Genomic DNA, 9847 nt, shown 5'->3' with positions numbered 1-9847 from the left:
CTCTACAGTCAATTACGATACTGTGCCTAATCTATCGAACGAATTGTCCTACACATATCTTGGAATAGAAAAAGAAGCCTTGCTCAGCAAGGCTTCTCGGGATTGTAAGTTATGGTGCGGTCGAGAGGACTCGAACCTCCACGGCTGTTACACCACTAGAACCTGAATCTAGCGCGTCTGCCAATTCCGCCACGACCGCACGTTCCGACTGGATTGGCTTCCGAGTCAGAACTATAATATATCATCGTCAATAGCCTATGTCAACCATTACTTGCTATTGATCCTTCCAGCGTTGAACCGTTACATTGACGATCTGAGCGCCCCCGGAAGGAGTTAATGTACGGTTAGAGAGATCGCTGCCGTTCGAATTCACTTCTACGTTTGCCCACGTCCCCCGGGTCAGCTTGTATTGAATGGCCGTTCCCGAAGGCAAGCTCAACGTAATGGAGTAAATGCCGTCCGTCCCTTTCGTTAATGGATATGCCGAATCCGCCGCATTCCAGCTATTGAACGTGCCCGTTAAGTAAACCGGACCGTTAGCCGGCGTTGAAGAAGGGACGGTAACCCGGATCGTAACGCTATCCGATTGCGGGGTACCGGATGTCTTGTTGCCGCCCACTAAGCTCCACGTTCCCGCTGCAAACGAATAATTGTTGCCCCCATTGTTATCCCATGTACCGCTGCCGTTATTGAAGGCTGCGGTTAACCCCGTTGCGCTTCCGAGATCGATCGTGATGCTCGCATATCCCGGATAAGTCGTAGCTTGCAGTAAAGTGCCGGGCAACGTCGTCCATGTGGTGGAACCATCCAACTTGTAATGGATGTACGGGTTCGTAAACGATGCATTCTTATAGTAAATCGTAACGCTGTTCCCTCCACTAGCGAACGTAGTTACGGATGCCGGAGGCGTGCTCGCCGCCGACTTATTCCCCGCCGCATCATAGGCTTTCACGGTATAGTTATAGGTCGTTGAAGCAGAAAGACCGACATTCGTAAATGTTGTAGAAGCAATCGTGCCTACGAGCGTACCGTCGCGGAACACCTCATAACCGGTGACTCCGACGTTATCGGTCGAAGCGCTCCAAGTCACGCTTGCAGAAGTTGCCGACAAGGCTGTCGCTGCCACGTTCTGCGGCACGGTCGGCGGAATATTCTCCGGCAACGAAGGAGGTCCGGGTACGATGTTCCCCGTCGGCGTATAAGTCCAAATTCCCGCTCCGAACAAATAGTTCTGCGAATTGTTGCTGTCCCACGTTCCGCTACCGTTGTTGAAGCAAGCTTCAAGCTGGCTCGCCGAACCGATGTTGATCGTGATCTTGTTATAACCGGACACTTCCGATTCCGGCATCGCGATCCCCGGCGCGGTCGTCCATGTACCTCCCGCAGGACGATAATGAATATAAGGCGTTGCGAAGCCTTTCTTGTAATAAATCGTGACGTTGTTGCCCGCTGGCGTCGTGATGGTCGCCGGAGGATCGCTGCTTAAGGAGCGATTACCCGCCGCATCGAACGCCTTTACGGTATACGAATAAGATGTTCCTGCGGAGAGTCCGCTATCGGTGTAAGTCGTCGCGGTTGACGTGGATCCGACTTTCACACCGTTCCTGAACACCTCATAACCCGTAACCCCGACGTTATCCGTGGACGCGCTCCACGTAATCGTAGCGCTCGCGGCCGATGCCGCTTGAGCGGTCACGTTCAGCGGCGCGGTCGGTGCCTGCGTATCCACGATCGGGGCGCCCGCTACGATATTGCCCGTTGGCGTGTACGTCCAAGTTCCCGTTCCGAATAAATAGTTCTGCGAATTGTTGCTGTCCCATGTTCCGCTTCCGTTATTGAAGCAAGCCTCCAGTTGCGTAGCGGCACCGATGTTGATCGTGATTTTATAATATCCCGGCAACTCCGACGCCGGAATGGCGGCTCCCGGAGAAGTCGTCCACGTTCCGCCGACCGGGCGATAGTGGATATAAGGCGTTGTAAAGCCCGGTTTGTAATAGATGGTGACGTTATTCCCTTGCGGCGTCGTTGCCGTCGCGGGAGGCGCGCTGAAGTCCGAACGGTTGCCTGCCGCGTCGTACGCTTTAACGGTATACGAATAAGTCGTGCTACCGGCTAGACCGTTATCCGTATAAGTGCTGGTCGCCGATGTCCCGACTTTCGTTCCGTTGCGATAAACGTCGTACCCCGTAACGCCCACGTTATCCGTGGATGGGCTCCATGACACTTTAATCGAAGAAGCGTTTATCGTTTGCGCGCTGACCTGGGTCGGTACGCTTGGAGCCTCATTATCGGGAATGATAGGCTGATCGGTAATGAACGGATGAGTGCCCGTGATCGAGCCTTGAACATCCTCGACGTATTTGCCGCCGACGAGATTGTATTTGCCTGCCCCGACGTAGACTTGTTGAATCTCGCTCTTAGTTACGTTCCCTTTAGTATCGGTTGCTTCGATATAATAGTCCAATAGCTGGTCGCGGTAATCGTTGATGTACGAATAATAGAGATTGCCGATTTCCTGTGCCGGCACTTTAGCCATGACCGCTTTACCGCTGGGTTGCCAATCCACGCCGTTAATATCCGGTATCAGATCGCGCACGTTCATAGGATATTCCGTCCATGCTCCGACCTTGGACGTATCGATTCCTTGTACGCCCGCCGCCTGAAGCGCCGCGGGATCATACACTTTAAAGGTATTGTCAGAAGCATCTGCGGTTTTACTCGTATGCGCCCTGACTTTCACTTTGATGTTCTGAATTCCGCTTGTGTCGTAAGCATAGGAATAAATGGCGAAAGAATTGTCGAAATGATGAAGCGTCCATCCTTCCGCTTTGCTGACGTTCGCGCTTCCGGGGTTGTATGGATAGCGCTGCGGCCACCAAACGGAAGGTCCTACCTTATCCTTGGCTAACTTAGACTGCACGTAAGGCTTGGAGAAATATAAGGACTGGTTAAAGGACAGCGTCGGTTTCACGTTATCGTCTTGGTTCTCGTCGTAATAACCGAAGCCAGAATCCATGGCCGGCAGCAAGAAATACCATGCGAGCTCTGCTGGATTAGCGCCTCCCGCGTAATCGTTGGAGACGTTCCCCTTCACCGGATACGAGAGCATCCAAGGATTTAATTGGTTGCCCGGGTAAGTAATCTCATGATCCAGCGCCGTTGTCGGTTGCCAGTAGTTCGGATGCTCCTCCAGCCAGATTTGTTCTGCCGTTTTCGCATAATTCAATGCGGCTTGCAGCAAGGCGAAGTTGCGTTCCAAGTAGTGGTATCCGTACTCGAACGATACCGTCATGCCGTCGTCGATTCCCGATAAGTTTTTCTTAGGCACGTAAGAGGTTTGATTAACTTGATTAAAACTTGAGAATTGCGTCTTCCATATGCCGAAAGGCAAATGCCAGTGGTACCATGTCGGATCGGAAGATGAATCCCTCGTATCGATCCATGAGCCATCCTGCACGTGAACGACGTCGCCGGTGGCAGGAAGGTTCGTGCGGAGATACTCGTCGATTCCCATCCCTTTTACGCCGGAATCGGTATACGTAACGTTCGCCGCGTTGCGCCAGGTTTCTTCCGAACCCGCGCGACCCGAGGAGTTATCGCCGTCATGCGCGACAACAAAAAATTGCTTCTGGGAAGAGATTCCTTCGAAGGGCTTGAGAGCCGTAGCTTTCGTACTTCCATTGTAGCCTTCTTCCCATGACTCGGCTTGAGCGACCGGTATACCGACGACCTTCGATTCCTGTCCCGTAGCCGGATCGACATAGCGAACCCAATGCGGCGTGGAAGCGAAAGGATATTTATTGTAGACGACCTGTTGCTCGTTGAACATATTCTGGTTCACCCACGAGCCGACGTTGCTAACGTTTTGCAAATCCGCGCGGTTAGGAGGCGACACCATCGTATCCGTTCCCGGGCTATTCAAGAGCGGGTAGTCCTTCAAAGTACGCGAGAAATGGTTGTTGCCGACGACTGACCACTGAATCCCCAGCTTCTGGAGCACCGGAATCAAGCGTTCCGAGAACCCAAGCTCGGTCGGGAAAAATCCGTTCGACGATTTGTAGCTGGATCCCATAAAGTAAGGCTGGGCAAGCGTGGCCCCCTGGTAAATCAAATCCTTCAGCATATAATCGTTGCCAGCCAGCGGTCCCATGCTATGATGGCCCGTAAAATGGATAAGATCCAATGTCTTCTTCCCGTTCGTCGTCAGAAGATTGTTGTAAGCCGTACGCCATGGCTGCCACCAATTCAGGTTGTTGTAATCGGACACGTTATTGCGAAGCACGAGGCTATTCACGTTATTGACGAGCGCTCCCGACATCGTCACATGCATCTGGGCTTGAGGATTACTGTTTCTCAGATCCCCCGCTACGCTCCAAGGCCAAGTCAGATAGGCTCCCTTCTTCGCATGATGCGAATAATAGGATACGAGGTCATCGTGCGGCATGATAGCTCCGTTGGGCAAATAATAGGAATAGCCTTGCGGAGGATTGTTTTTGAGTGCGATGACATCGCCATCGTACGTGTAGCGAATCGGACTCCCGACGGGAGTGGAGGAATATTGATTCACATCGTAGAAAGCCCAGAAATTAGGCATGTGATTGTGATAAACATGCGTGGCAGCGATCTCCGCGGAAGCGCTCGATGCACCCGCCTGCAATAACCATGCAACCCCGAGCAGAACGGCGATCGATTTGGAAAACCATTTTTTCATAGTAAACATGATCCTCATGTATCCCCTCTCATTTTTGTTTTCTCAAAAAGAGAGGGCCGTTGATCATTCAACAGCCCTCTTCCTTCCCTTATTGGTCCTTCCAACGTTGTACCGTCACATTAACGTTTTGAGCTCCTCCGGATGGAGTTAACGCCCGGTTCGAAATATCGCTTCCGTTCGAATTTATCTCTACCGTTGCCCACGTTCCTCGGGTGAGTTTGTATTGTACCGCTGTTCCTGAAGGCAGGTTCAACGTGATAGAGTAAACGCCGTCCGTTCCTTTCGTCAATTGATAGGCGGTATCCGCCGTTGCCCAACCGTTGAATGTCCCCGTCAAGTAGACAGGACCGCTTGCGGGAGTTGAAGCCGGCACGGCGACTCGGAACGTTACGCTGTCCGCTTGAGGTGTTCCCGATGTTTTGTTTCCGTTGACCAGGCTCCACGTTCCGGAAGCAAATGAATAGTTGTTGCCTCCGCTATTGTCCCAGGTGCCGCTGCCGTTATTGAAGGCGGCAGTTAACCCCGTCGCGCTACCCAGCTCAATCGTAATGCTCGCGTATCCCGGGTAGGTCGAGCTTTGCATCTGGCTTCCAGGCAACGTCGTCCACGTAGAAGAGTTATCGAGCTTATAGTGAATATAAGAACTCGTAAACGCCGTATTCTTGTAATAGATCGTGGCCTGATTACCGGCTAACGTCGTTACCGAAGCCGGAGGCGTGCTCTCGGCGGAACGGTTGCCGACGGCATCATACGCTTTCACCGTAAAGTTATAAGCCGTTGCGGCCGCTAGTCCCGTGCTCGTGAAGGACGTTGTCGCCGAAGTCCCAACTAACGTTCCATTGCGGAACACCTCATAGCCGGTAACCCCAACGTTATCGGTCGATGCACTCCAAGTGACGCTCACCGAAGTAGCCGACAAAGCTGTAGCGGCTACGTTCTGAGGAACAGTCGGAGCTTGGCTGTCCGGACCTCCTGCCACGATATTCCCCGTCGGAGTGTACGTCCATGTTCCGACGCCGAAGAGGTAGTTCTGCTGATTGTTGCTATCCCATGTTCCGCTTCCGTTGTTAAAGCAAGCTTCCAGTTGGCTAGCTGTCCCTATGTTGATCGTTATCTTGTTGTATCCCGATACCTCCGATGCAAGAATCGGCACGCCGGGAGTCGTCGTCCATGTACCGCCTACTGGACGGTAATGGATGTATGGCGTCGTAAAGCCTTGTTTGTAATAGATCGTCACGTTATTGCCGGCGAGCGTCGTAGCTACGGCAGGCGGTGCGCTGAACTCCGAACGGTTAGCCGCGGCATCGAAAGCTTTGACCGTATACGAATAAGCGGTCGTTGCCGCAAGCCCGATATCCGCATAGGAGGTCGTCGTTGACTGCCCTACGAGCGTTCCGTTCCTGTATACTTCATAACCCGTGACGCCGATATTGTCCGTCGATGCCGTCCATGCGACGTTGATCGAGGAGGACGACACCGCGGTTGCCGTCACGTTCGTAGGCATCGTCGGCGCCTGCGTATCCGGCGGAGTCGTCGTCGCCGATGCCGGCGGCGAGCTTAACGCGGATCGATTAGTCGCCGCATCGTAAGCCTTGACGGTGTAAGAATAGGTCGTTGCGGCCGTTAACCCGTTATCCGTATAGGAAGTCCCGGCGGCCGTTCCCACCAGCGTTCCGTTGCGGAACACTTCGTATCCGGTGACTCCAATGTTATCCGTGGACGCCGTCCACGAGACTTGAATGCTGGACGAGCTTAAAGCGCTAGCCGTCACATTCGTAGGCACCGTCGGTGCTTGCGTGTCGGAAATGTCCTTGGCGTAGATTTTCGCGGAGTTCGCTCCGACGCTTACCGTAATCTGCTTGCCCGTAATTCCTCCCGCTTGAACGGTAATGCTGTCCGACGTGTTCAGTTGGTTGACCAGCACCGTCCCGACGGCCATCGAGCTTTCGGCCCTTAGCGGAATCGTAACGGTCTGAGTGCCGCTCGTTGCGTTGCTGAATACCGATAAGACCTCCTGACCTACGTTCGCGCCGCTCTCTACTCGACGGGAGAACGCGTACAAATTCTGAGCCGACCACATCTCGCGTTGTTTGCCCTTTCGGAGGGCTTCGTACTTCGAACGGATTTGGTTCAGCTTGGCGACGTGCTGGTAAGTGTTCGTGCTTTCGTTAAAATAGTTCTGAATGACGTTACCGTTCGCGTCGCGCTTAACCATCGACCATCGGTTCCAAGTATCGGCGATTCCGTCGCTCAGAATCTGGTTGTTGGCGTTCCCTTTGTTCTGCTCCGTGCCTTGGAAGACGACCGGCGTTCCGCGCACGGTGAAGATGAACGTCAACGCATTTTGCAATTTCTGGACGTCCCCTCCGGCTTCTTGGAGGAAACGGTTCCGGTCGTGGTTGTCGATGAAGGTAACCATATGGTTCTCGTTACCGTTATAGCGGTAATCCTGGGCGAGACCGTCTTTAATATTGGCGTCGAATGACCCGCCGTGTGCGAAGCTGCCAAGAATCTTAAAGAACAGCGGGAAGTCCAACATTCCCCACTCTTTGTTCGTGCCGACCCAACGGGAGACGAATTCGGCGTTGCCATCGAAGTTTTCTCCGAAGGTGTTGACTCCGAGGTAATTTTGCAGCGCCCCGATGTCCGTCGGCCTCATAAGCTTAGCCGCGTCTACGCGAGCTCCGTCCGCTCCCGTGTAGTCGAACCAGCCTTTGATCGAATCGAACATCGCTTGCTTGGCTGCGGGAACATCGAAATCGATATCGTCTAGTCCGCCTAAGTCATGGTTCTCCAGGTAATCCTGCGCCGCTTGGGTATAGATGCCTTCGACGGACGAAAAGTTAATATCTCCATTGTGATGATACCAAGCCGGGTTGTTAAACGGAGCCGCAGGCTGCAAACCCGGAATGTCGTAGTAAGCCTGCGTGCCCAACATATAATCGCCGACGTGATTCGGAACGACGTCGAGAACGACTTTGATACCGAGCGCATGAGCCGAATCCACGAGCTCCTTCAGCTTTTCCTTCGTTCCGAAGAAAGGGTTCGCCTTGTTCGGGTCCTTGACGTTGTAACCGTGGTAGGCGGTATTTCGACCCGTCCCGTTGTTTTCGCGGTTCGTCATTTGGGGTTCGGCAACTGGCGAAATCCAGATCGCCGTGTACCCCATATTTTTGATATATCCCAGCTTATCGATGATTCCTTGCCAGTCCCCGCCCTTCATATGACGGAAATCTTCCTCCGACGTCTCGCCATAACGAATGGCTGCGCCAGTCGCATTATTGCTCGGATCTCCGTCGTTAAACCGGTCGACCATGATCTGATAGATCGTATCGTTCTCATCCACGGTTCCAATGCTTGCGGCGTATGCTGTAGTAGGAGAAATTGTGAAAACGTTTGCGCAAATGGAAAATAAAAAAATGGCAACTAGAAACGGAGAAAATAATTTTCTCGGCATTATTAATTCCCTCCTATTTTCGTAAATAATTAAGCGCTTACAATTGTGCGAGTTTTGCTGAACATGAGTGAATGAAGCCGTAAACTTCAAATCGGATGCGGTCAAAAGAGCGGCAATGTTTGAGTGGATAGCTTGAGGTCGCGTAAAATCTATTGCGATAATTCTAGATGGGGATATGGCAAGGAGATTGTGCTTGATCAGAGCACCCATAGGGAAACCGGTTTCCAATTAAAAATTAGCATGCACTGAAATCCATTGTCAATACTCCCCGATTAAATAGAGTCCAAAGTCCTGAATCGATCACGGAATGGCGGAAGGAATCGAATTTTGTCATTTTGACTAACCTATCGATTTTCTTTGCCGAGAGGACACGTTTTAAGAAGCAACTCTCATTCCCTCGGATTAGCGGCACGCGGTGCAGTTAATTGTTCACTAGATGGCGATTATTCCTTGTTAGCGGCGCGCGATGCCGTTAATTGAACAGAAAATCAAAGAAATGGTCGATTATTTTTGAAAAAGCGGTACGAAATACCGTTATCCATTCACTCTGGAAGCCAATGTTCCTTAATAACGGCACGCGATGCCGTTGTTGAAAGTAAAACATCAAAGAGGCTACCCTTGAGGGTAGCCTCACCATCCATTACCTTGTCAAGTTCGAATCCTTATCTCAAGCGGGAACCAATGAAGAAATCCGATCCAACAACAAGCCGAGCGCCGCCGTCTCCTTTTCCCTCAGCTGGTTCAAATACTTAATCACATTTTGAAAACATTTCGGATCGTTGCTGAAAGAATACACGATGATCTCATCCCGAGTTTTGTAGGCCAGCCGTTCGACTTCCTTGAGCGGTCCCAGGTCGAAATCCCGTAACATCCCATACTTTCGTTGCATATAGGCTACGCGATCGATCATGCATTTCTTATGTTCCCATAAAATGTGGAGCGAATTGATTTTCAACTGGGCCTTGCCCTTCAATAGCTGTTCGAAATAATCAATCAAGTAATCATAACAGGCCATACCGAACACGGAATGATAAGGCTCCCGAACCATGCTGTATTGCTCCGAAGTGTTACGCGATAGGCAATAATCCTCTAATAAGCTTGCCACTTGTTTCAACCGGAACGGATATTCCGCATCGTAGGCGGGTTTCAGCAGGTGAATGTTGTTCATATAGCTGGCCGTCATCTTGAGGTTGTTGAAGCCTTGGGCAAAATGTTCGAAGCCGACCGTGTATTTCCCGTACTGGAACTTCTCCGAGAAGCCGATTCCGTGAAATTGCTTCGCGGAGTCGTCGTAGCCGAAAATCATTATTTCGTGAGGGAACGTTACCTTGGCTTTGTACGCCCCTTTCCCTGGAATATAACGCTCATCGACGAAGGTATAGAAATAATAGTCCGTATCCAAACAATGCTTGGCGAATTCTACGACGTCGTAACCGCCCTTCATAAAGGCATCGATGCACATCGAATGATGGTCGAGAAGCGGCTGGCGGAAACGGGTGAAATCATGCTCGTAGAAGTTTAATCCACCCGACAAATAATCGTCGTATATCTGAACGTAGCTGCTATAGTACCAATCTTCGAAATTCGGGCAATTGCCGGCGATGGATAACACGTACGCATGATGCAGGTAACCGAGTACCCTCGGTTCCGCCAAGGGAAGCATTTTAACCGACATGGCT

The 9847-nt window shown here is 51.7% G+C and carries 3 protein-coding genes and 1 tRNA gene; all 4 read right to left on the bottom strand.

Translation table 11 applies throughout. From position 1 onward, the window contains the following. Positions 1-112: 112 nt before the first annotated feature. Positions 113-199, bottom strand: a tRNA-Leu gene (locus L3D05_RS07265). Between the two features lie 75 nt (positions 200-274). Continuing rightward, on the bottom strand, positions 275-4720 hold the full coding sequence (locus L3D05_RS07260) for a carbohydrate binding domain-containing protein (protein ID WP_239615334.1): 4446 nt from the start codon (positions 4718-4720) through the stop codon (positions 275-277). Between the two features lie 79 nt (positions 4721-4799). Continuing rightward, on the bottom strand, positions 4800-8168 hold the full coding sequence (locus tag L3D05_RS07255) for an alpha-amylase family glycosyl hydrolase (protein WP_239615333.1): 3369 nt from the start codon (positions 8166-8168) through the stop codon (positions 4800-4802). A gap of 667 nt (positions 8169-8835) precedes the next feature. Further along, positions 8836-9843 (bottom strand): hypothetical protein, encoded by a 1008-nt coding sequence (locus L3D05_RS07250; RefSeq protein WP_239615332.1) that lies wholly within the window; start codon positions 9841-9843, stop codon positions 8836-8838. Positions 9844-9847: the final 4 nt, after the last annotated feature.

The sequence above is a fragment of the Cohnella mopanensis genome (assembly GCF_022352055.1).
Lineage (GTDB): Bacteria > Bacillota > Bacilli > Paenibacillales > Paenibacillaceae > Cohnella > Cohnella mopanensis.
The sequence above is the reverse complement of the archived record's forward strand: the minus strand, read 5'-3'. Positions and strand labels throughout refer to the sequence as shown.